Origin of the sequence: Micromonospora terminaliae (assembly GCF_009671205.1) — a bacterium.
Taxonomy (GTDB): domain Bacteria; phylum Actinomycetota; class Actinomycetes; order Mycobacteriales; family Micromonosporaceae; genus Micromonospora; species Micromonospora terminaliae.
The window spans coordinates 2824547-2848653 of record NZ_CP045309.1 but is presented as its reverse complement, the minus strand read 5'-3'; the positions used below and the strand labels follow the sequence as shown (position 1 = coordinate 2848653).

9 protein-coding genes are annotated in these 24107 nt (G+C 74.3%); 3 read left to right on the top strand and 6 right to left on the bottom strand.

Annotation, left to right across the window (positions count from 1 at the left end; translation table 11 throughout):
• The first annotated feature begins 56 nt into the window (after positions 1-56).
• A complete protein-coding gene (locus tag GCE86_RS12735) occupies positions 57-5852 on the top strand; it encodes a WD40 domain-containing protein (protein WP_154227151.1) in 5796 nt (1931 codons plus the stop codon).
• Positions 5853-6100: 248 nt separating this feature from the next.
• The gene (locus GCE86_RS12730; RefSeq protein ID WP_154227150.1) at positions 6101-15766 is read left to right on the top strand and encodes a calcium-binding protein; all 9666 of its coding nucleotides are present in this window, start codon (positions 6101-6103) and stop codon (positions 15764-15766) included.
• Positions 15767-15819: 53 nt separating this feature from the next.
• Here the strand turns inward: GCE86_RS12730 and GCE86_RS12725 are convergent, their stop codons facing one another.
• The 3 genes from GCE86_RS12725 to GCE86_RS12715 form a co-directional block, all read right to left on the bottom strand.
• Entirely contained in the window at positions 15820-16659 is an 840-nt protein-coding gene (locus GCE86_RS12725; RefSeq protein WP_154227149.1) for a PhzF family phenazine biosynthesis protein, read from the bottom strand.
• A gap of 16 nt (positions 16660-16675) precedes the next feature.
• Complete coding sequence (locus tag GCE86_RS12720; protein WP_239542439.1) at positions 16676-17104, bottom strand: GNAT family N-acetyltransferase; 429 nt, start codon at positions 17102-17104, stop codon at positions 16676-16678.
• Between the two features lie 163 nt (positions 17105-17267).
• Positions 17268-18512 (bottom strand): glycoside hydrolase family 16 protein, encoded by a 1245-nt coding sequence (locus tag GCE86_RS12715; protein WP_154227147.1) that lies wholly within the window; start codon positions 18510-18512, stop codon positions 17268-17270.
• A 223-nt stretch (positions 18513-18735) separates the two neighbouring features.
• Between GCE86_RS12715 and GCE86_RS12710 the strand changes: the two genes are divergently transcribed.
• Positions 18736-21372 (top strand): glycoside hydrolase family 3 N-terminal domain-containing protein, encoded by a 2637-nt coding sequence (locus tag GCE86_RS12710; protein ID WP_239542442.1) that lies wholly within the window; start codon positions 18736-18738, stop codon positions 21370-21372.
• A gap of 258 nt (positions 21373-21630) precedes the next feature.
• On the opposite strand, the gene GCE86_RS12705 is transcribed toward GCE86_RS12710, so the two are convergent.
• From GCE86_RS12705 to smpB, 3 genes are all read right to left on the bottom strand, one after another.
• Complete coding sequence (locus GCE86_RS12705; RefSeq protein ID WP_154227145.1) at positions 21631-22908, bottom strand: MFS transporter; 1278 nt, start codon at positions 22906-22908, stop codon at positions 21631-21633.
• Complete coding sequence (locus GCE86_RS12700) at positions 22905-23480, bottom strand: winged helix-turn-helix domain-containing protein (protein ID WP_154227144.1); 576 nt, start codon at positions 23478-23480, stop codon at positions 22905-22907. Before GCE86_RS12700 ends, GCE86_RS12705 begins: the two co-directional genes overlap by 4 nt.
• Before the next feature lie 87 nt (positions 23481-23567).
• Positions 23568-24050, bottom strand: a complete 483-nt coding sequence (gene smpB / locus GCE86_RS12695) for an SsrA-binding protein SmpB (RefSeq protein ID WP_154227143.1) — start codon at positions 24048-24050, stop codon at positions 23568-23570.
• Positions 24051-24107: the final 57 nt, after the last annotated feature.

Here is a 24107-nt window from a genome sequence, read left to right as displayed (position 1 = left end):
GGCTGGCGGCTGCCGAGGGTGTCCACGAATTGACCGTCAGTGGCCATAATGATCGGGTGGCTGTAGGCGCGCACCCGACCCGGTCCGACCGCCCCATCGACTTCTTCATCAGCTACTCGCCGGCCGACGAGCGCTGGGCGACCTGGCTGGCGTGGGAGTTCGAAGCGGCCGGCTACCGCACCATGCTCCAGGCGTGGGACTTCGTGGCCGGCACCAACTTCATCGACTTCATGGACCGCGGGGTCCGCGAGGCCGAGGTGGTGGTGGCGGTGCTGTCCGAGCGCTACCTGCACTCGACCTACGGCAAGCTGGAATGGCAGGCCGCGCTGCGTGCGGACCCGGACGGCACCGGCAACAAGCTGGTCACCGTGCGGGTCGAGGACTGCCCGATCGACGGCCTGCTCGCCACCATCACCTACGTCGACCTGGTCGGCGTGAGCGACCCGGCGCAGGCGCGGGGCCGGGTGCTCGACCGGATCCGGCAGACGCTCGACGGCCGCGCCAAACCGATGCGGCAGCCGGCCTTCCCGCACCATCCCGCCGACCCGCCCGGGGTGCTCGCCGCGCCCGCCACCGGCGCGCCGGCACCGCGCCGCGCCCGGCGTACCCCCATCAACCCGCCGCCGTTCCCGCCGGCGGCGGCCGCGCCCACGGCGCGCGGCGCCCTGAGCGTGCTCCACGTCGCCGGGCCGCGCTTCGGCCGGGGGGTGATCGAGCCGGGCGCCCCGGTCACCCCCGGGGAGCTGCAGGAACACCTGATGGGCGACCTCACCCTGCTCATGAACGACGGGGTGCCCCGGCCGGACCTGCTGGTGGTGGCCGGCAACCTCACCGAGTCGGGCAGCCCCCGGGAGTTCTCCGACGCGCTGAGCTTCCTCACCGGGCTGCGGGTGCTGCTCGGCCTGGAGCCGCACCGGCTGGTCGTGGTGCCCGGCCCGCGCGACGTCACCATGGCCGCCAGCCGGGCCTACTTCGCCACCTGCGAGGCCGACGACGTCGACCCGCAGCCGCCGTACTGGCCGAAGTGGCGGCACTACGCGCGCCTCTTCGACGAGCTCTACCAGGGCCTCGAGGACCGGATCTTCGACAGCGAGCAGCCGTGGACCCTCTTCCCGGTGCCGGACCTGCGGGTGGTGGTGGCCGGGCTCAACTCCACCGTGGCGATAACGCACCGGGAGGAGGACCGGTACGGCTTCCTCGGCGAGGCGCAGTCCACCTGGTTCGCCCAGCGGCTGCGCCACTACCAGCAGTCCGGCTGGCTGCGGCTCGGCGCCATGGCGCACGCCCCGGGCCCGCGCACCCCGTACGCCGACGAGGTGGCCGTGCCCGACCGGGTGTCGCTGCGCGACCGCGGCTCGTTCAACCGGCTGGTCGGCCCGATGCTCAACCTGCTGCTCGCCGACGCTGCGCCCGGTCCCCGGGTGGACCCGGTGGTGCCACTGGCCACCGCCTCCCGCGACGGCCGGGCGCAGGTGCTCCGGCTCGCCGCCGACGGGATGACCCGCTGGGTGCTCGGCCGCGACGACCAGCACGAGATGGGCGAGCCGACCCGGCTGAGCTGGCCGGGCGCCGGGGCCACGTTCGGCGCGGCCGGCCCCGCCCAGGTGCCCGACCCCCGGCAGCCCACCGTGGCCGAGGGGCCCACCCAGGGCGCCGCCGCCGACCCGCCGGCCGCCGCGCCGGCCGTGGCTCCCGCCGCCCCGCTGGAGCGCCTGCTCGACCGGCTCGCCGAGGTGTGCGAGGCCCGCCACGACCGGGTGGTGGTCCGCCGCGTCGAGACCGACCCGCCGCACCTCTACGTCACCTACCGGGCCGACGGGGTGGTCCGGCAGCAGCGGGTGGGCGCGTACGTGGGCACCCCGACCGCCGCCGACGTCGACGCCTTCGCCCGGCGGGTGCACGCCACCGACCCGGACATCCCCTCCGAGCTCGTCTACGACGGCGACCGGGCGCCGCGCGGGCTGGCCGAGGCGGCGCAGCGGCGCGGCGTACGGCTGCTGCACCTCACCGAGTTCCAGGGCCTGCTCGACCTGCGCGACTACGTCGCCGCGCAGACCGCCCGGCTGCAGGCCGACCGGCTCTACCCGCCCGGCCAGTACGTGCCGCAGCGCTATCGCCACCTGGTCGGCGCCGACCAGCGGGTCCGCGAGGACGTGGTGGACGAGCTGCTGGAGCTGATCTCCGCACCGGACGGCCGGTTCGTGCTGGTGCTCGGCGACTTCGGCCGGGGCAAGACCTTCGCGCTGCGCGAGGTGGCCCGCCGGCTGCCCACCGCCGCCCCCGACCTCATCCCGATCCTCGTGGAGCTGCGCGCACTGGACAAGGCGCACTCGGTCGACGGCCTCGTGGCCGCGCACCTGGCCAACCACGGCGAGCAGGTGATCGACCTCAAGGCGTTCCGCTACATGCTCCGCCAGGGCCGGATCGTGCTGCTCTTCGACGGCTTCGACGAGCTGGTCGCCCGGGTGACGTACGACCGCGCCGCCGACCACCTGGAGACGCTGCTCCAGGCGGCCGAGGGCCACGCGAAGATCGTGGTGAGCAGCCGGACCCAGCACTTCAAGACAAACTCGCAGGTCCTCACCGCCCTGGGCGAGCGGGTGGGCCTGCTGCCGCACCGCCGGGTGCTCGCCATCGAGGACTTCACCCCCGGGCAGATCGAGACCTTCCTGCGCAACCGCTACGGCGGCGACGAGCGGGCGGCCCGCGAGCGGCTCGACCTGCTGGCCGGCGTGAAGGACCTGCTCGGCCTGTCCCGCAACCCGCGGATGCTCGGGTTCATCGCCAACCTCGACGAGGGGCGGCTCGCCGCCGTGGCGGGCGCGGGCGGCACGTTCAGCGCGGCCGCGCTCTACCGGGAGATCCTGGAGTCCTGGCTGGACTTCGAGGAGCGGCGCACCCAGGGCATCCCGGGCGCCCCGGTGAGCCTGCGCCGGCCCGAGCTGTGGCACGCGGTGAGCCGGCTCGCGTTCCAGCTGTGGGAGAGCGGCGAGTCCTACCTGCGGCTGGCCGAGCTGGCCGAGGCCGCCGGCCAGCTCGCCGGCCTGGCCGACTCGCGGCTGTCCGGGCCGCAGGCGATCCACGCGGTGGGCGCGGGCAGCCTGCTGGTCCGCACCGACGACGGGCTGTTCGGGTTCATCCACACCTCCGTGATGGAGTGGCTGGTCGCCGAGGGGGTCGCCGCGCAGCTCAACCGCGGCGAGGAGCCGGCCGCGCTGGCGGTGCGCCCGCTGTCCGCGCTGACCGTGGAGTTCCTCGGCGACCTCGCCGACCCGGCCCGCTGCACCGCCTGGACCGCCCGGGTGCTGGGTGACGAGGCGGCCGGCGAGACGGTCCGCGCCAACGCCCTGCGGCTCAGCGCCCGGCTGCGGCTGCCCGACCGGGCCGACCTGCGCGGCGCGGTGCTGCGCGGCGAGGATCTGTCCCACCGGGAGCTCGCCGGTGCGGACCTGACGGGCGCCGACCTCACCGACACCCGGCTGGTCGCCACCAACCTCACCGAGGCGCGGCTGGAGCACGCCCGGCTGCGCGGCGCCCGCCTGGACCAGGCCCGCCTCGCCGGGGCGGACCTGCGCGACGCGGAGCTGGCCGGCGCCCGGCTGTTCCGCGCCGACCTGCGCGGGGCGCGGATCGCCGGCAGCAGGTGGCACCGCACCGCGCTGATCGACGTGAGCGCTGACGCGGCGCTGCTGCGCGCGCCGGAGCTGCGCGGCGCCGTGGTCGCACCGGGCCGTCCGGTCGCGCCGGGCCTCGCCCCGCCCGCCGTGGGCGTCGCGTACGGCTTCGAGGTCGGTCGGTTGCCGGTGCCGGTGGCGTACAGCCCGGACGGGTCGGTGCTCGCCGTGGGCAGCGACGACGGCGGTGTGCTCATCTGCGACACGGCGGCCGGGCTGCCGGTGCGTACCCTCCAGGGCCACCGCGGCCGGGTCTACGCCGTCCGCTTCGACGCCGCCTCGCACCAGCTGGTGACCGGGGCGGCCGACCTCACCGTACGCCTGTGGGACGCCGACCACGGCGACGTGCGGCACGTCATCGAGGACGTCTTCGACGGCTGGGTGTGGCCGCTGCTGACCGACGGCGAGCGGGGCCGGGTGGTGGTCGGCGACGCGGCCGGCGTGGTCCGGCTCTACGACACCCGGACGGCCCGGCTGCGCCACGAGTGGCCCGGCCACGCCGCGCCGATCTGGGGCACCTCGTTCAGCCCCGACGGCCGGCGGGTCGTCGTGGTGGACAGCGCCGGCGTCATGCGCGGCTGGGACATCCCCACCGGCCGGCTCGCGTTCGAGGTGCGCGAGCCGGAGGTGGTCTACCGGGTGGTGCACAGCCCCGACGGCCGGCTGCTGGCCGCGGTGGGCCAGCACGGCCGGGTCTGGATCCGCCGGGCCACCGACGGTGAGCTGCTGCGCCAGCCGCGCGGCCACGAGGCCGACGTGTACGCCCTCGACATCCACCCCGACGGCACGCTCATGGCGACCGGCGACACCCACGGCGCGCTGCGGCTCTGGGAGCTGGAGACCGGCCGTCCGGTGCGGGTGCTCGGCCGGCAGCGCGGGGCCATCTACAGCGTGCGGTTCAACGACGACGGCAGCGTGCTCGCCACCGCCGCCAGCGACGGCGCGATCCAGCTCTGGGACAGCGCCGACGGCCAGCTGCGGCACGAGCTGACCCGGCACCGCGGCTCGGTCTGGCCGGTGGTCTGGCGGCCCGACCAGGTCCAGGTGGCCACCAGCAGCAACGACGGCACCACCCGGCTGTGGGACGTGCGCTCCGGGCAGCTCCAGCACACCCTGCGGGGGCACGGCCGCCGGGTCACCGCGCTGTCCTTCCGGGACGACGGCGAGGTCCTCGCGGCCTGCGGCAACGACGGTGTGGTCCGGCTCTGGGAGCCGCGCACCGGCCGCCTGGTCCGGCAGCTCGCCAGCCCCGCCGACCGGCTGCTGTCGGCCGTCTTCTGCCCGAGCGAGCCGCTGGTCGCCGCGCCGAGCGGCGACGGCGGCGTGCACCTGTGGAACACCGACACCGGCGCCGACGAGCGGGAGCTCAACGTCGACACCGACCACGTCTGGGCGACCGCGTTCAGCCCCGACGGCGACGCCCTCGCCACCGCCAACGACGACGACACCGTGCGGCTGTGGTACCGGCGTACCGGCCGGCACTTCGCCACCCTCACCCCGCACCGGGGCCGGGTGCGCGCCATGGCGTTCAGCCCGGACGGCGAGACCATCGCCACCGGCTGCGACGACCAGCTCGTCCGGCTCTGGGACGCGGCCACCGCCACCTGCCGGCTCACCCTCGAACACCACACCGACCGGGTGTACGCGGTGTCCTTCAACACCGACGGCACACTGCTCGCCAGCGCCAGCAACGACGGCGTCGCCGTGGTCTGGGACGCGGTCACCGGCGAGCGCCGCACGGTGCTCACCGAACACACCGGCAGGCTCTGGTCGTGCGCGTTCAGCCCCAACGGCAACCTGCTCGCCACGGCCGGGGACGATCTGGTCATCCGGCTCTGGGACCCGGGCACCGGGCGGCTGCACGGCACGCTGGCGGCACACACCCGGCGCGTCTGGTCGGTGGCCTTCAGCCCGGACAGCAGCCTGCTGGCCAGCGCCGGCGACGACGGCACCGTACGGCTGTGGGACGTCGCGGACCCGGAGCACGCCCAGCTGCGGGCCACGCTCATCGGCCTGCCCGACGGCTGGGCGGCGGTCAGCCCGGACGGCCGGTACAAGCTGGACGGCGATCCGGGCGGCCAGTTCTGGCACGTCATCGGCACCTGCCGGTTCGAGGTGGGTGAGCTGGATCCGTACCTGACGCAGGTGCGACGGCTGTCGGTGGACGCCCCGTTCTGACCCCGGCCGGCGGCCGGCGCCCGCGCGCGGTGACCATCATCAGCGCCGGCGCCGGCCGTTTCGTTACACGCCCCGACGGGATCTGGCTGACTGCTCAGTCCGATCACGACGGTCGGCGAAACGGGGTGAGCCGATCATCCTAACGCTGTGTCACGATCTCGACACAGAAGTTGTGGGTCTCCTCCGCGATCGATGTGCTGGCGCGGGACCAGCGCCGTCGGTGACGGCCATCGAGGAAGAGGTGGCTCATGGTGGCTCTACGGCGGCTGCTCGCCGGCCTGACCGCGGCGGTGGTGACCGCCGCGCTCGCCCTGGTGTGGACGGCGGCGCCCGCCCACGCGGACGAGGCGTGGGAAAGCGCGCTCAAGACCCTGATGTCCCGCACCGCCACCTGGGCGGAGGGCGGTCTGTCCCGGGTCGGCCTGCTCGGCCAGCCGTTGCCGCTGCTCGGGGTGAGCCCGGGCGCGCTCGTGGACACCGACAAGCTCGCCCGCAAGGCGTCCGACGCCCTGGCCGGCGGCCTGACCAAGGACGACGTGGACCTCGGTGGCGGCACCCGCCTGACCAGCACGGTCACCACCAGCGGAGGGGACCACCTGCTCGACGTGGTGGTCACCACGAAGCGGCAGGTCACCGCGAAGGACCTGGCGGTCGGCGGGGTGACCGTCACCAAGGCGGTCGACGTCACCGGCTGGGCGACCCTGCACCTGCGGGCCCGGCACACCGCCGCGGGGGAGACCTACCTGGTCCGTGACGGGGACACCCCGCGCCTCGACATCGACGCCGCGGCGACGCTCCGCGCCGACCTGGACCAGGCCACCGCCTCGGTCGGCATCCTCGGGGTCACGCTCACCGCCGGCAGCACCCTCACGGCGCGTACCCATGTCAAGGCCACCGTCACCGACCCGAACGGCGACGGCCGGCTCGCCTTCGACACCGGCGCCGGCGCCGGAACCGGTGAGCTGGGCGCGGCCGGCTCCCTCGGCGGCCTGGTCCAGGTCGCCCTGGACAACTCCGGTGGCGGCCGGATCTCCGACACCGAGACCGAGGCGGGCCCCGGCTCCGTGCACGGCCAGGTGAACCTCGGTGCGGCCACCGTCGGCGCGCCGTTCGACCTGCCCGCCGTCGCCGCGACCGTGAAGGTCGACTGGAACGACATCAGCGTGGGCAGCCCCACGGTCACCACCACGGGCCTCGACGAGACCATCGCCAAGTTCCGGAACATGAGCCCGCTCGACCTGGCCTCCGGGCTGGCCCAGCTCGCCACCCTGCTCAGCGGGGTGCAGCAGAGCGGACCGGCCGGCAACCTGAGCCTGCCCTTCCTGCGGGGCACCTTCGCCGACGCCGTGAAGGTCAACGAGAAGCTCACCGGCTTCCTCAAGAAGTACGTGCACCCCAAGCCGGACGACCCGGGGTTCAACCCGGCCACCGACGATCCGGCCAAGGCCGGCCAGCCGAAGTTCAGCTCCATCCAGGAGCTGGTCAAGCTGCTCGCCGCCGAGGGGCTCCCCGTCGACAATCTCTCCTTCGCCGGCGAGAAGCTCGTCTTCCGGGTGAAGCTGGAGCGGGAGTCCACCGTGGCCGTGCCGCTGGACCCGGGCGCCGCCTCGGTCTCCGGCCGCGGCGCCACCTTCACGGCCAAGGGCTTCAGCGTCGACGGGAACCGGTTCACCCCCGACGAGCTGGTCGGCCAGCGGGTCGTGGCGGGCACCTCGGCCGGCACCATCGCCGGGAACACCGCCACCACGGTCACCCTGGCGGAGAACTGGATCGGCGGCCAGCCCGGCCCGGACAGCGTCTGGGTGATCAGCGGCTCCAGCCCGAACATCGGCGCCGTCGAACTCGCCGGCACGCTCACCAAGCCGGCCGGCGGCGACAAGAAGGTCGGCCTGCGGGCCGCGAACGCCCAGGCGAGCTTCGCCACCGTGAAGCCCCGCTACAGCGCTGCAGTCACCCTCGTGCTCGACCTGCGCGACGACCTCGGCAGCACGGAGGCCAACGCCGACCGGGTGCTGCTGCGCACCGACCCGGCCACGCCGCTGTTCGCGGCCGACTTCCCGATCGCCACCGGGGTCGACTTCTTCGCCACCGCCGGCTTCCTCAAGGTCAAGCTCGGCGGTGACCTCACCGTCGGCCCGGCCGCGAGCGGGCAGCGGATGCTCCAGGTCAGCTTCAAGCAGGCGCAGGACATCAGCCTCGGCGAGCTGTTCCGCCGGTTGCAGTCCCAGCCGGGCAACCTGCTCGCCGTCTCCTCCTCGGTGAAGACCACCGGCCGGGTCACGGTCAGCGTGCCGGGCGCCACCGGCGCCCTCGGCGACGGCGTCGGCGTGGACGTGAGCTGGAAGGCCGGCGAGCAGCCGGTGGTCGACACCAGCAGCCTCGACGGGATCTTCGCCGTCGACTTCAACCCGGACGACCCGAAGGCCCTCTTCGCGGTGGTCATCGAGGCGCTGCGGCTGGTGAACGCCGCGCTCACCCAGCCCGGCGGCGGCAGCGGGCCGCTGAACACCGAGATCCCGCTGCTCGGCCGTTCCGCCCGGGAACTGCTCGGCGCCGACGAGAGCGGCGTCGGCAAGGGCGTGACGTTCACTGCCGACGGGGCGAACTTCCTGCTCAAGGACGCCAACCGCAGCGGTGACGCGGCCTTCGACCCGCGCCTGGCCGGGCGGACCTTGGTGATCGGCAGCAAGGCGTACCGGGTGCTGGACCGGGTCGACGGCCAGACCCTGCGGGTCGACGCGGCCGGCACGCCGAAGCCGGAGAACGGCACGGCGTACGCGCTGCGGCCCGAGCTGGCCGACGCGCTGGACAAGCTGCTCGCCGCGCCGCCGGACACCCTCCAGGACGCCCTCGACCAGCTCAACAAGGCGATCGGCGCGGACAGCGGCATCCAGTTCACCCTCGACGAGCGGGCCGGCGGCCCGTACCTGCGGGTCGGGCTGGACTGGAAGCGGAACGTGCGCACCGCCGGGCCGCTGGCCTTCGCCTGGGACGGCGCCCGTGAGCTGGTCAGCCTGGACAGCTCCGGCAGCTTCGCCCTCGACGTGGACGCCCAGGCCAAGCTGGGCCTGCTGCTGCCGCTGAAGCTCAACGCGGCGCCGCTGCTGGACAAGAACTCCTCGGCCAAGGTGACCGTCAAGGGCGGGGTCGACGACGCCGCCCTGGCCGCCCGGGTCGGCCCGCTCGCCCTGGACCTCGGCAAGGACCCCGACTTCGCCACCGTCAAGGCGAACCTCAGCGTGGGCCTGGGCGGGCTCGCCGCCGACGGGCCGGTCACCGACCTGCTCGGCCTGACGCCGACGTTCACCACGGCGGGCGTGGACTGCGGCGGCGGGGTCGGCGGTGACGCGACGCCGATCTGCGCCCGCGCGCCGCTGTTCGTCAACAACTGCGAACCCGCGGACGCCACCAACCTGCTCACCTTCACCATGGGGCTGGACCTGGCGCCGCACGCGCAGACGCCGGACCTGACCTCCTGCTTCGCGAACCTGTCGCTGCAGCTGACCGACTTCAACGTCGGCATCGACGGCTACCTGGCCAAGGTGGAGGAGGCGCTGCGGCTGGCCAGCTTCGACGGCAAGCTGCCGCTGGTCGGCGACGACCTGCAGCAGGGCCAGAAGTTCGTGGCCCAACTGCGCGCGGACGTCAAGGCGGCGATCGGCCCGGTGCTGGCGAACGCCACGCTGGACAGCGCCGGCATGCAGACCGCCCTCAACGACGTGCTGGCCGACCTCGACCCGGGCGTGAGCGCGGTGGTCGGCTGCCGCAGCGGGGTGGCCACCCCCTGCCAGCCGGAGGACTTCCAGTCCATCCGGATCAAGCTGACCGCCTCGCGCGGCGCGCCCTCGGCCGCGGCCGGCTGCACCGACGCGAGCGACAGCGACACCTGCCTCGGCGTGAACGTCCCGCTCGACCTGGGCATCCCCGGCCTGTCGCTGAAGGCGAAGAAGGGCGCGCCGGACGGCATTCAGGCCAAGCTCGGCTGGAAGCTGCACCTGGACCTGGTCCTCGACCGGGACGAGGGCTTCTACGTCCCCACCCACGACGGGGACACCGCCCCCGAGGTGCAGATCGGCGCCAACTTCGACATGACCGGCGACCTGGCCGCCCAGCTCGCCTTCATCCAGGTGAACGCCGCCAAGCAGGGAACCGGTCCGCTGGTGCGGGCGTACTTCGGGGTCGACCTGAAGGGCTCGCCGGGGGAGAAGAGCTGCTTCGACCCGGGCGTCGCCGCGGACTGCGCGGCCGACGCCGACGCGAAGCTGACCCTGGCCGAGTTCGCCGACCTCGGCTCCCTGCTCGCCACCGACCTCACCGCCCAGGTGAACATCGACTGGAAGCTGGCGGCGGCGGTCAACACCGGCGACGAGGTGGGCTCCGCGCTGCCCGGCATCAGTGCCCGCTTCGGCCTGAAGTGGGGCCTGGAGCACAAGCAGGGCGGGCTGAGCGCGACCGGCGGCGGGGTCTCCACCCCGCTCCAGGTGACGTTCACCGACATCGCGCTGGACGCCGGCGCCTTCTTCAGCAAGATCCTCAAGCCGGTGGTGGAGAAGCTCAAGGCGGTCACCGGCCCGCTCCAGCCGGTCATCGACACCCTGTACGCCCCGATCCCGGTGCTGTCGGACCTGTCGAAGGCCACCGGCGGACCGGACATCACCCTGGTCTGGCTGGCCAAGACGTTCAGCACCCTCACCGGCGGGCCGAAGCTCGACTTCGTCGACACCGTCCGCGCCGTGATCACCTTCGTGAACCGGATACCGGACTGCGACGCCGGCTGTTCGATCCCGCTCGGCCAGTTCCTGGTCGACCCGGCGAAGGCGCTCACCACCGAGGCCTCCCCGGCGTCGGCGGAGAGCCTGATCAAGCGGGACGACCCGTTCACCAAGGCGAAGAACGCCGACGAGGTGAAGTCCGCGGTGGACACCGCCGCCGGGGACGACGGGGAGAAGCTGTTCGCCGCGGGCTCCGACGGGAAGTCCAACGCCCAGAAGACCGGCTTCAGCTTCCCGATCTTCGACAACCCGGGTTCGCTGTTCGGGCTGCTCATGGGGCAGGACGTCGAACTGGTGAGCTTCGACTCCGGGCCGCTGTCGCTCGGGTTCAGCTGGCGGCAGTCCTTCGGCCCGGTGTACGCCCCGCCGCCGGTGCTGGTCACCCTCTCCGGCAGCGCCTCGGTGACCGCCCGGTTCATCGCCGGCCTGGACACCGCGGGCATCCGGCACGCCGTGGAGGCCGCCACCGACGGCACCGACCTCGACGCGGTCAGCCTCCTCGACGGCCTCTACTTCAAGACCGCCGACAGCACCGGCAAGGCCGTCCCGGTGGTCACCCTGCGCGGCGAGATCGCCGCGGGGGCCGAGGTCAGCGTGCTCATCGTCAAGGCGGGCATCGAGGGCGGCATCCGGCTCACCGTCGGGTTCAGCTGGAACGACCCGAACAACGACGGCAAGTTCCGTACCAGCGAGTTCCTCCAGGCGCTGCTGGTGAACCCCGTCTGCCTCTTCACCACGAGCGGGCAGCTCTCGGTGTTCCTCAAGGTCTACATCACCATCGACCTGTTCCTGTTCTCCAAGACGTTCGACTTCACCCTGGTCGACGCCACCCTGCTGGACTTCCGCGCGCAACCCGACTGCACACCGGAGCCACCCGAACTGGGCGGCACGGTGGGGGACACCCTGGTGGTCTTCGCCGGCAAGTTCGGCAAGAAGGAGCAGCGCGGGGACAAGGCCTGGGACAACGGCGCCGGCACCTACGCCGGTGACGTGATCAAGGTGTACGCCGTGCACTACGCCGACAGCGACGCCGACTTCGACGGCTTCGCGGTGGAGGCGCTCGGGCGCAAGCAGGAGTTCCTCGACCCGAACCTGACCCGGGTGGTCGTCGACGGGCGGGGCTACCAGGTCGCCGACGCGGACAAGGTGTCCCTGTCGGTGCTGCTGCTCGGCGACGGTGACACCGGCGGCGACGGCACGAAGACCTCCGCGTTCGACAAGGCGGCCGTGGTCATCGGCTCCGACGGCCGGGACCAGATCCGCACCGGCACCGGTCCGGCCTGGGTGGACGGCCGCGGCGGCGACGACGTGATCGTCACGGCGGAGGCGGCCGGCCAGGTCAGCCGGGTCGCCGGCGGCGCCGGCCGGGACACCGTCACCACCGGCGACGGCAACGACGTGGTGGCCGGCGACAGCGACCTCGGCGCCGTGGACCGGCCGGGCACGACCACCGTGCACACGTCGGTCGGGGACAAGGGCCTCACCGGCCTGGTCGACTGGACGAAGCTCACGGCACCGACCGAGGAGACCACCGGCGCGGACGACCACGTGACCGTCGGGCACGGCGCCAGCACGGTCTACGGCAACGGCGGCGACGACGTCGTCGGCGTGGTCCTCGACGACCGGCCGAACGGGAAGAACCTCCTGATCGGTGGCCCCGGCGCGGACATCCTCAACGGCGGCAAGGGCGACGACACCGTCCACACCGCCGGCAGCACCGTCCCGGCCGACCCGGACGCCGCCGGCAGCGGCGACGCCGGGCTGGTCAACAAGGTCGACACGGGCTCCGGCCAGGACACCGTGCACGGCAGCGCCGGCACCGACCTGGTCGTGTCCCACTCGGCCAACGGCCAGACCGGCCACCTGTACGGCTACGGCGGCGACGACGTGCTGGTCGGCGGCTACGGCACCGACGAGCTGTTCGGCGGCCCGGACGAGGACTACGTGATCGCCGAGCCGTCCAGCGTCGGCGACCCCGACGGGACCGACGGTTACGGACCGGCCCGGCAGGTGGTCCACCAGCCGCTGCCGGCCGGCACCCAGTCGCAGACCAAGCTGCTCGTCGGCGGCCTGGGCAGCGACCACGTCATCGGCGGCGACGGCGGGTCCACGGTCTTCGGCGACAAGCGGCTGACCGCCGAGACCTGCGCGGACGGCACCCTCGCCGGCGACCAGCCGGCTCCGACCGACCAGGGTTCGGCCGACCTCATCCTCGGCGGCGCCGGGGTCGAGGTGGTCACCGCCGGCAGCGGCGACGACCGCGCCGACCTCGGCGGCGGCGACGACCGGGCCTGCGGCCAGCTCGGCGACGACACCCTGCACCTGGGCGGCGGCGCCGACCGGGCCTGGGGCGGGCCGGGCGTCGACCAGCTGCACGGCGACGACGGCGTCGACCTGCTCTTCGGCAACACCGGTGACGACGGCCTCTACGGCGGCACCGGCGTGGACACCGCCGAGGGGAACGAGGGCGACGACCAGGTCCTCGGTGGCCCGGACGACGACGTGCTCTACGGCGGCGGGCGGGTGGCCGGCGTGGCCGACGGCCGGGACTTCGTCTACGGCGAGGACGGCGTGGACCGGATCGTCGGCGACAACGGCACCCCGCGGATCGGCGACGTCGGGCCGTACCCGCTGGACCTGGCCGGGGACGTGCCGGCGGCAGGCGCCGGGGACGTGCTCTCCGGCGGGCCGGACGGTGACGTCGCGTACGGCGGGCTCGGCGACGACCGGGTCGACGGCGACGGCGGGGACGACCGGCTGGAGGGCAACAACGGCGCCGACCTCGTCCACGGCGGCCTCGGGAAGGACGAGATCGTCGGCGGCTCCAGCCAGGAGCCCGTCGCCGGCACCGGCCGCCCGGACACCGGGGACCAGCTCTTCGGGGACGGCGACGCCGACCTGATCGCCGGGGACAACGCCCGGTTCACGCCGGCCACGGCCGACGCGACCCGGGTGACCCAGGCCCGCGCCGTGCCGTCGCGCAAGGTGACCCTGCTCGACCTCGGGTTCACCCCGGCGGCCGGCACCAGCGGCGGCGACCTCATCTCCGGCGGCGACGCCGACGATGTGATCTTCGGGCAGGGCGGCCCCGACCGGGTGCACGCCGACGCGGGCGCGGACTTCGCCGAGGGCGGCCCGGGCTCCGACTGGGTCGAGGGCGACACCGGCGACGACGACCTGGTCGGCGGCTCCAGCACCGCGTACGACGGGAGCGGGGCGACCACGACGGGCCAGCCGGACACCGCGGACGCCGTGTTCGGCGGACCCGGCTCCGACGCGGTCATCGGGGACAACGGCGCGGTGCTCCGCCCGCTCCCCGGTGAGCAGCCCACGGCCGTGACGGTCCGGCTCGGGGCGGACGGCAACCCGTTCGGTCCGCGGATCGTGGTGCTGCTGGACCGGGCGGCGGTCAGCCCCAACCGGTTCGGCGCGGACCGGATCAGCGGCGGCGACGGCGTCGACACCCTCTGGGGTCAGGACGGCGACGACGCGCTGACCGGCGACGGCGACGGCGACTACCTGGAGGGCAACGGCGGCGCGGACGCGCTGCGCGGCGACACCGCCCTCGGCGCGGCGGGCCGGACCACGGTGACCCCGCTGCCCGACCCGGGCTGGCCGGGCGACCCGGCGGCCCCGGCCGACCTGCTCGGCGCCGGTGCGCCGGCCGGGCAGGACGACCTCATCGGCGGCAGCGCGGCCGCCGGGTTCCGGGACACCGCCGACGTGGTCGAGGGCAACGGCGCCGACGACGTGCTCCTCGGCGACAACGGATCGCTGCTGCGCACGGTGACCACGGTGAACGGGAAGCCGGCCGAGCGGGTCTACACCGAGCGGTACCCGACCGGCGCGGTGCCGGCCGACGCCACGGTGGCCCGGACCCACGACCCGGCGCTGCCCGGCCCGTCGACCCGGTTCTGCACCACGGCGCAGGCCACCTGCGAGCCGGCCGGCGCCTACGGCAACGACCAGCTCTACGGCGACGGCGGCAACGACGGCGCCTGGGGTCAGGACGGCGACGACCAGATCCGGGGCGGCGCCGGCGACGACGACCTCTTCGGTGAGCTGGGCGCGGACAGCCTCTACGGCGAGGACGGCCGGGACGCCATCCTCGGCGACCGGGGCGGCGTGGTGAACCAGTACCTGAACGCCGACGACGTGGCGGCGCTGGGCTTCACGGCCACGCTCTCCTCGGTCCCGCAGGAGACGTTCACCGGGTTCCGGGCCGGCGGCTACGACCGCCGGGTGGACCTGCTGCACGACACCGACGGGGACGCCTGGGTCGGCAGCGCCACCTCGGCGCCCATGCCGTACGCCGGGCTGACCGCCGGGGCGGCCGACCTCATCCGGGGCGGTGCCGGCGCGGACAACATCCACGGCGGCTTCGGCGACGACGTGGCCAACGGCGACAGCGGCGGCGACGAGGTGTTCGGCGGCGAGGGCTCGGACGTGCTCTGGGGCGGCAAGGGCTGCGACCCGGCGCTCGACGCGGCCAACCCGCAGTGCCTCGTGAACGGCGTGTTCAGCGCCGCCGCGCGGGGCGACCAGGACCAGTACGTCGACCACCTGTTCGGCGGCGCCGGCGCCACCAGCGGCCCGGCGGTCACCGCGGTGCTCGGGTCCGACCTGCTGGACTTCCGGCCGCGCGGCTCCTACCCGGACAACTGCGCGGCGGGCGCCTGGCCGGTGGACCTGGCCGCCGGCACGGTCGACCCGTGCCGCTGGTTCGAGGCGACCAACCTGGACAACGACGTCCTCGCCGACAACCAGCACCACCACGGCACCGACTGGATCTACGGCGGCTGGGACCGGGACGTGCTGCAGGGCGACGTGACGCAGAACGGGCCGAACAACGGTGACCGGCTGTTCGACTGGAACGGCGCCTACAACCTGTTCACCCACTGCAACTCGGCGTACGGCGGGTTCAACGACATCCGCCAGCACAGCCCGGCCATGCAGGACTTCCTGACCCAGCTGGCCTGGGCCTCCGGGGCCGGGCGCGACGCCGGCGACGTGACCACGGCGGGCACCTCCGCCTTCCTGGAGCTGTCCTACGTGTACCCGCGGGACAACAAGGACCAGGGGGCGGGGGCGGCGTTCCCGAGCACACCGGGGCACTTCGACACGCCGTCCTGCACCGACTGAGCGAGGCGTCCGGGGCCCGGCTCTCCCCACGGGGGAGCCGGGCCCCGGCGTGTTCAGCCCGGCATGACCACGGCGTTGCCGGTCACCCGGACACCGCCGGTGGCGGGCACGTCGACCACCAGCAGGCCCGGCCGGCCCAGGTCCGCGCCCTGGTGCAGGTGCAGCGTGGCCGGTGGCTCGACCAGCCCGTGGGTACGCAGGTAGCCGCCGAACGCCGCGGCGGCGGCTCCGGTCGCCGGGTCCTCGACGACGCCGCCCACGGGGAACGGGTTGCGGACGTCGAAGCGCGTGCCCGAGGCGCGCCAGACCAGCGCCACGGTGGTCCAGTCCCGCCGCCGCATCAGATCGCGCAACCGGTCGAAGTCGTAGTCGAGCGCGGCCAGCCGCTCCCGGGTGGCCGCGGCCAGGATCAGGTGGTGCGCCCCGGCGTACGCGACGCGGGGCGGCAACGACGGGTCCAGCTCGGCCGCGTTCCAGGCCAGCGCGGCGAGCGCCTCGGCGAGGTCGTCCGGCGCGACCGGCGCGTCGGAGGGTGCGACGCTGGTCAGCGTGGCGGTGGGCCGCCCGTCGGTGTCCCGGGCGGTGGCGACCGGGACCGCTCCGGCCGGGGTGCGGAAGAGCAGATCGCCGGTGCCGGCGCGCTCGGCGACGGCCACGGCGGAGGCGATGGTCGCGTGGCCGCAGAACGGCACCTCGGCCTGGGGGCTGAAGTAGCGCACGTCGAACTCGCCGGGGCCGGTGGGGGTGAGGAACGCCGTCTCGGAGTATCCGACGTCGGCGGCGATGGCCTGCATGTCCGGGTCGGTGAGCGCTCCGGCGTCGAGGACCACGCCGGCGGGGTTGCCCGCCGCCGGGTCGGTGGTGAAGGCGGCGTACCGCAGGACTTCCGTCATGGCGCCACCGTACGCGTCAGCCGCCGGCGGGCCCCGTCCACCGGATCTCACCCTCGTGCATCACGTCGGTGGGGGTGAGGCCGGCGGCGGTGGCGACGGCGGCGGAGGCCCGGTGCTCCGGGTGGATGTGGGCGACGACGGTGCGCACCCCCTGCCGCCCGAGCCGGCCCACCAGCCCACGGGCCGCCTCGGTGGCGATGCCCCGCCCCTGCCAGGGCGTGCCCACCACCCAGGCGATCTCCGCGACGCGCTCGGTGACGGTCGCCTGGACGGTGCCCACGAGGCACCCCTCGTCGCGGAGCCGGATCACCCAGTTGCACCACGCGACGGCCGGGTCGGGCGACCCGGCGACGAGGCGTTCGTAACGGGCGCGCAGGGCCGCCGCGTCGGCGGGGGCGCCACCGATGAACGCGTGCAGTGCCGGATCACCCAGCACGACCGCCATCTCCTCGGCATGCGCAACGCCCAGGGGTACAAGGTCCAACCGTGCCGTGCGAACAGTCCCGCCCATACCCACCCCAGACTCGTCTGCGTCGATCATGAAGTTAGCGCCACCGGCAAGCGCATTCCAGGGCGCCAACCTCATGATCGGCGGGGCAGGGGTGGGGTCAGCGGCGCCACTTCTGGTTGGCGCCGCCGGTGCAGTCCCAGATCTGCAGGCGGGTGCCGTCGGCGGAGCTGGCGCCCGTGGCGTCCAGGCACTTGTTGGCCTGCGGGTTCACGATGTCACCGTTGGCGTTGAAGACCCAGCGCTGGGCGCCGGTGCCGTTGCAGTCCCAGAGCTGCACCTTCGCCCCGTTGGCGGTCGACCCGCTGCTGACGTCGAGGCACTTGCCCAGGGCGCGGACCGAGCCGTCGGCGTTCCAGGTCCACCGCTGGGCGGCGGTGCCGTTGCAGGTCCAGAGCTGGACCGGGGTGCCGTTGGCGGTGTTGGCGCCGGACACGTCCACGCACTTGTTGCCGTACCCGACGATCTGCCCGCCGGTGCCGCCGCCCCCGCCGCCGCCGTTGTCCCAGGCCTGGACCCGGACGTAGTCGATCGTCATGGTCTGCGGAAAGGTGGTGCTGCCGTCCGGCGAGCCGGGCCAGTTGCCGCCGACCGCCACGTTCATGATCATGAAGAACGGGTGGTCGAAGACCCACCGGTTGCTGCCCGCGTCGGCCGGGGTCTTGCGGGAGTACTGCACGCCGTCCAGGTACCAGGTGATCGAGTCGGGCGCCCAGTCGACCGTGTAGGTGTGGAACGCGTCGGCGAGCGCCTGGCCGCCGGGGAGCGAGGTCTGGCCGGTGAGCGGGTTGCCGCCGGAGTAGCCCGGCCCGTGCAGGCTGCCGTGCACGGTGGACGGTTCGCGGCCGATGTTCTCCATGATGTCGATCTCGCCGCTGTTCGGCCACGGGTTGGTGGCGATGTCGTTGCCGAGCATCCAGAACGCGGGCCAGATCCCCTGACCGCGGGGGATCTTGATGCGCGCCTCGAACCGGCCGTACGCCTGGCTGAAGGTGCCGTTGGTGAGCAGCCGGGCCGAGGTGTACTGGCAGCTCCCGTACCAGCAGGAGAAGCCGGACGGGTTCTCCCGGCGGGCCGTGATGACCAGGTTGCCGTTGCCGTCGAGGGCAGCGTTGCGGGTGCTGTTGGTGTAGTACTGCAACTCGTTGTTGCCCCAGCCGCTGCCCCCGATGTCGTACCGCCAGCGGCTGCCGTCCGGCGGTGTTCCGGCCGCGCCGTTGAAGTCGTCGGACCAGGTCACCGCGCCGGGGGCGGCCACGGCGGGGGATGCGGTGACGGTGGTGAGCGCGGCCGTGAGGCCCACGGCCACGAGGGCCACGGCGGCGATGGTGCGGATCCTGCGCACGGATCCCTCCCTGCTGTTAACAAACCATAAAGATAGACTTCGATGAAGCTACGAACGAAGTGTGGAGCTGTCAAGAGAGCGTTCCCCGAGGGCGACGAACAGTTCCGGAACCGGCCGGAAACATTGACGTAATGCGATGCAGTTCGGGAGGATCCGGAACCGGGACGTGGACGGACCCGGGCCGACGGGGCACCGGGCGACCGGTCCCGTGGGGAGGCGCGACATGAGACTGCCCAGACACGCCACGCTCGGTGCGGTCGGCGCCCTGGTGGTGGCCCTGCTGCCGGCCCCGGCCGCCGCGGCCGCGGACACCGGCGCGGTCACCGTGGCGGCCGGCCGGTCGCTGTACGCGGCGGCCGAGGGGACTCGGGTGCCCGTGGACCTCTCGGTGTCCACCTCGGACGGGCGGCCCCTCGCCGCGGCGGTCACCGTGCGCTGGGCCACCGGCTCCGGCACGGCCACCCCCGGCGCCGACTACACCGCCGCCTCCGGCACGCTCACCTTCCCGGCGGGCAGCCCGTCCGGGGCCACCCGAACGGTCCCGGTGACCCTGCGGGCGGACGGCGCGGCGGAGACCGCCGAGACCGTGCCGCTGACCCTCGCCGCCGACGGCGCGACCGTCACGACCCGGCCCACCGTGGTGGTCGCCGCGCACGGGCTGCCGTACCTCGACCGGCGGCTGCCGGTGCGGCGACGCGTCGCCGACCTGCTGGGCCGGATGACGCTCGCCGAGAAGATCGGCCAGATGACCCAGGCCGAGCGGGCGGCCGTCGCCGACGATCCCAGCGCGGTGGCCCGCTGGCAGCTCGGCTCGGTGCTGTCCGGCGGCGGCTCGACCCCGGCCAGCAACACCCCGGCGGCCTGGGTGGAGATGGTCAACGGCCTCCAGGCGCAGGCGCTGAGCACGCGGCTCCAGATCCCGCTGATCTACGGCATCGACGCCGTGCACGGCCACGGCAACGTCGTCGGCGCCACCGTCTTCCCGCACAACGTCGGCCTCGGCGCCACCCGCGACCCCCGGCTGGTCGAGCGGGTCGGCCAGGCCACCGCTGCGGAGGTACGCGCCACCGGCATCCCGTGGAACTTCGCGCCCTGCCTCTGCGTGTCCCGGGACGAGCGGTGGGGCCGCAGCTACGAGAGCTTCGGCGAGGATCCGGCGCTCGTGGTGTCGATGGAGACGATCATCGACGGCCTCCAGGGCCGGCTCGGCGACACCGACCGGGTGCTCGCCACCGCCAAGCACTACGCGGGCGACGGCGACACCGACTACGACGAGGCCGTGGCCGCCGCGAACGAGGGCAAGCCCTGGTGGGAGCAGAAGTACCCCATCGACCAGGGGGTCACGGTCACCGACCGGGCGCGCTTCGCCCGCATCGACCTGGCTCCCTACCTGCCCGCCGTGCGGGCCCACAAGGTGGGCAGCGTGATGCCCTCCTTCTCCAGCGTGGACTGGACCGAGGACGGGCTCGGCAACCCGACCAAGATGCACGCCCACCGCGAGCTGATCACCGACGTGCTCAAGGGCCGGCTGGGCTTCGACGGGTTCCTGATCTCCGACTGGGAGGGCATCCACCAGATCCCCGACCCCGCCGAGCCGACCAACGCGGGGCTGACCGCGTACAAGGTCCGGGTCGGGGTCAACGCCGGCACCGACATGTTCATGGAGCCGAACAGCGCCGAGCAGTTCGAGCAGCTGCTGCTCGCCGAGGCGACCGCCGGCCGGGTGCCCACCGCCCGGATCGACGACGCCGTCCGGCGGATCCTCACGAAGAAGTTCGAGCTGGGCCTCTTCGAGCACCCGTACGCTTCGGCGGACGGCGTCGACCAGGTCGGCAGCGCGGCGCACCGGGCCGTCGGCCGGGAGGCCGTGGCGAAATCGCAGGTGCTGCTCAAGAACGCCGGGCACGCCCTGCCGCTGCGCCGGGACGCCTCCCTCTACGTGGCCGGGCGCAACGCCGACGACCTCGGCAACCAGGCCGGCGGCTGGACCGTCACCTGGCAGGGCGTCTCGGGCGCCGACGCCGTACCGGGCACGTCCATCCTGGACGGCATCCGCCAGGTCGCCCCCGGCGCCCGGATCACCTACAGCGCCGACGCCTCGGCCCCCACCGACGGCGCCCAGGTCGGCGTCGTGGTGGTCGGCGAGACCCCGTACGCCGAGGGCTACGGCGACGTCGGCGGTCCGGAGTGCGGCTGGTGCAGCGTGCCGCAGCAGGAGGAGAAGTCGCTGCGGCTCCAGCCCGGCGACCGGGCGGTGGTCGACAAGGTCTGCTCGACCCTGCCGACCTGCGTGGTGCTGGTGGTCTCCGGCCGCCCGCAGGTGCTCACCGACCAGCTCGGTGAGATCGACGCCCTGGTGGCGTCCTGGCTGCCCGGCAGCGAGGGCGCGGGCGTGGCCGACGTCCTCTTCGGCCGCCGGCCGTTCACCGGCCGGCTGCCGGTGAGCTGGCCGCGCGACGAGGCGCAGGTGCCGGTCAACGTCGGCGACGCCGACTACCGGCCGCTGTTCCCGTTCGGCTGGGGCCTGCGCACCGGGCAGGGCCGGGACGGGCTCGCCGCGGTGGCCGCCGACCGGCCGCAGGTGCGCGCGGCCCTCGCACCGGCCGGGTGGAACGCCGACGGCTCGCTGCGCGACGCGCCCGGGGTGCTGGACCGGCTCGGCCGGCAGCTCCGCGCCGAGCACCGGGACGCCGCGCTGGCCGAGGCCATCCTCGGGGTGGCCCGCGACGCCGCCCAGGCGGCCGTGGTGCGGGGGAGCGCGCCGGAGAACTGGGCGACGCTGATCGCCGACGCGGACCACGCCCAGCTCACCGGCGACCCGGTCCGGGCGTTCACGCTGCTGGCCCGCGCCGCGATCTGAGCGGCCACGCCGGTCTCCCCGCGTGCGCGGTCATCGGGGAGACCGGCGTTGCTCCGGCGTGTCGGGCCGGCCGCGTGGTCCCGGGCGGCTACGCGGCCGGCTGGCGGTGTCGGCGGCGTGGCCGGGTGGCATTGCGGCGGCGTGGCCGGGTGGCATTGCGGCGGCGTGGCCGGGTCGGGGTGCGGCCGGGCGCGCGTGGCCGGGTGGCGGTGCGGTCGGGCGCGGTGCGGCGGCGTGGCCGGGTCACGGCGCGGCGGGTCAGTCCGTCGTGGCGGCGGCGGGCGTGCGGGAGCGGCCGGGCTGCGGCCGCTCCGCGGGCGCCGGCCGGCGCAGGTCCCGCCACGGGCCACCGAGCAGCGGGGTGAGCACCACGAGCAGGTAGCAGGTGCCGACGGTGACCAGGGTCGCCGTGGTGCCGAACCGGTCGGCGGCAAGGCCGGCGCCGAACGCGCCCACCGGCATGGCCGCCCAGGCGCCCGCCCCGATGACCCCGTAGACGCGGGCCCGCATGGTCGCCGGGACGCGTTCCAGCTTCACGGCGCCGATCAGCGGGTTGATCGCACCGGCGGCGAGGCCCGCGACCGCGCAGACCCCGGCGATCACCGGCAGCGGCGGGGCGGCCGCGAGAGCCCAGAACGGCGGTGCCCCGGCGACGGCGAAGGCGGTGACGAAGGTGGCCCGGCGGGGCAGCCGGTGCCCGACGGCGCTGAACAACAGCGAGCCGACCAGCGCGCCGCCGCCCATGGCGCCGACCAGCAGGCCGAACGCGGCCGCCCCGCCGAGCTCCCGCGCGGCGACGACCGGCATCAGCACGTTGCTCTTGGTGGCGTCGAAGAGGTTGGTGACCAGCACCAGCAGCACCACGGCGCGCAGCAGCGGCTCGCGGGCCAGGAAGCGCAGCCCGGCGGCGAGGTCCCGCCAGTAACCGGCCGACGGAGTTTCGTGCCCGGCGGACGGCCGCAGGCTCGCCGGCACCAGCACCGCCACCGCCAGGGCCGAGACGGCGAACGTGGCCGCGTCGACGGCCAGCACCGGCAGCGCGCCGAGTGCGCTCACCAGCAGGCCGGCCACCGGCGCGCCGATCAGGCGGGCGCCGCGCTCGGTGGCCTCGAACCAGCCGATGGCCCGCTCGATCGGCACCCCGGCGGCGGTCGCCGCCTCGGGCAGCAGCGCCGTCCGCGCGGTCTGGCCCGGGGTGTCGAGCAGGCCGCTCACGAAGACCAGCCCGAGCAGGACGGGGAACGGCAGCCCCACGGTGGCGTGCAGCACCGGCACGGCGGCGACCGTCACCCCGGAGACCAGGTCGGCCAGCACGCTCGCCCGCCGGTAGCCGATCCGGTCCACCAGGACGCCGCCGAAGGCGCCACCGAGCACGACGGGGGCGGTGGCGAACGCGCCGGCCAGACCGGTGGCGGCGGGGGAGCCCGTCTCCGCCAGCACGTAGAGCGGCAGCGCGATCAGCGTGAGCATGTTGCCGGTCAGCGAGACGGTGTGCGCCGTCAGCAGCCCGGCCAGGGGCGTCCACCGGCGACTCACTGCGGCCCCCGGTAGGCCTGCCAGATCAGCGTCACGGTGCGCGCGTCCGGCCGGTCGGGGTTGCTGCGCGCCTGCCAGCGCTCACCCAGCTCGGACAACTCGCGGCGCAGCTCCACCAGCTCGTCGGGGGTCAGGTGGAGGAAGCTGTCGCTGCTCGTGGTGCCGCGAACCCACGCCGGGTCGAGGGACGCCTCGGCGTCGAGGTAGGCCTCGAACCGGGCCACGTAGCGCTGGAGGAAGGCCCGGCGCAGCAGGTCGGAGGCGAGCCGCCGCTCCGGGTCGTCGAGCAGCTCCACCGGCTCCCAGTTGGTGCGCGCGTGCGCGGCCCGCCACCACCGCTCCCGGCGGTTGCGCGCCAGCTCGGGCGCCTCCCGTACGAAGCCGTGCTCGGCCAGCTTGCCCAGGTGGTAGCTGACCGAGCCGACCGCCTCGCCGGTGACGTCGCTCAGCATGCCCACGGTCTGCGGGCCCCGGATGCGCAGCTCGCCGAGGAGCCGGATCCGCGTCTGGTGGGCCAGCGCGCGCATGGCCCGGGGATCGGTGAGGTGCAGGGTGCTCGGCTCGTCCGCCATGCCCTCAGGCTAGACCCACAACGAATGATGTACAAGAAGTCTTGTAGTTGGGGGCGCGGGCAGCCGACCGAAGGGTGGGGAAGTGGATCAGGCCGGGCGGCGGCCCTTGAGGCGGCGGCCCAGCTCGCGGGCGATCTCCCGGTTGGCGTCGCGCTCGGCGAGGGCCTGCCGCTTGTCGTACGACCTGCGGCCCCGGGCCAGGCCCAGCTCGACCTTGGCCCAGCCGTTGGAGAAGTACATCGACAGCGGCACCAGCGTGATCCCGCCGTCGCGCAGCTTCTCCAGGATCCGGGCGATCTCGACCCGATTGAGCAGCAGCTTGCGGGTGCGCCGGGGCTGGTGGTTGGTCCAGGTGCCGAAGCCGTACTCGGCGATGTGCAGCCCGTACAGCATGATTTCGCCGTCGCGCTCCTGGGCGAACGCGTCGACCAGTGACACGCGCCCCTCGCGCAGCGACTTCACCTCGGTGCCGGCCAGCACGATCCCGGCCTCGTACGTCTTCAGGATCGTGTAGTCGTGCCGCGCCTTCTTGTTGGAGGCGACGAGCTTGCGGCCGGTCTCCCTGGCCACGCCCTCACCTCCTCACCGGTCGACGCCGAGCAGGATACCCCGGGGTCACGGTGCGAA

What these genes read in the sequence shown, in the direction of transcription:
- GCE86_RS12730 (WP_154227150.1), top strand. Translation starts at nt 6,101, where the DNA reads ATGGTGGCTCTACGGCGGCTGCTCGCCGGCCTGACCGCGGCGGTGGTG.
- GCE86_RS12725 (WP_154227149.1), bottom strand. Translation starts at nt 16,659, where the DNA reads ATGACGGAAGTCCTGCGGTACGCCGCCTTCACCACCGACCCGGCGGCG.
- GCE86_RS12720 (WP_239542439.1), bottom strand. Translation starts at nt 17,104, where the DNA reads ATGGCGGTCGTGCTGGGTGATCCGGCACTGCACGCGTTCATCGGTGGC.
- GCE86_RS12710 (WP_239542442.1), top strand. Translation starts at nt 18,736, where the DNA reads ATGAGACTGCCCAGACACGCCACGCTCGGTGCGGTCGGCGCCCTGGTG.
- GCE86_RS12700 (WP_154227144.1), bottom strand. Translation starts at nt 23,480, where the DNA reads ATGGCGGACGAGCCGAGCACCCTGCACCTCACCGATCCCCGGGCCATG.